Here is a 428-nt window from a genome sequence, read left to right as displayed (position 1 = left end):
CTCCTGCATAAAACATTTGGTTGCGTTCGTTTTGTATATAACAAAATGTTAGCCGAACGAAAAGAGTTCTATGAAATGCTCAAACATGATAAAGAAGCTCTTAAAAAGATAAAGCATCCAACTCCTGCTAAATATAAAAAGGAATTTGTATGGCTAAAAGAAGTAGACTCTTTGGCATTGGCAAATGCACAGTTAAATTTAGATAAAGCGTACAAATCTTTCTTCAAAGGTAACACTAAGTTTCCAAAATTCAAAAGTAAAGGACACAAACAAAGCTATACAACGAATGTTGTAAATAAAAATATTGAGTTAGTGGATAGTCATATCAAGTTACCTAAGCTTAAAATGGTAAAGATGAAGCAGCATAGACAGATTCCTGCTAAACATAAAATTAAGTCATGCACTATCTCAATGACTGCGTCAGGGAA

Annotated in this window: 1 protein-coding gene; it reads left to right on the top strand. The window is 32.7% G+C overall.

Translation table 11 applies throughout. The features are described from left to right. A partial coding sequence (locus tag CIL05_RS21550) for a helix-turn-helix domain-containing protein (protein ID WP_165769193.1) occupies positions 1 to 428 on the top strand: 428 nt, incomplete at both ends.

Origin of the sequence: Virgibacillus profundi (genome assembly GCF_002287375.1) — a bacterium.
Taxonomy (GTDB): Bacteria; Bacillota; Bacilli; order Bacillales; family Amphibacillaceae; genus Virgibacillus_K; species Virgibacillus_K profundi.
This window is presented reverse-complemented; position numbering and strand designations above follow the sequence as displayed.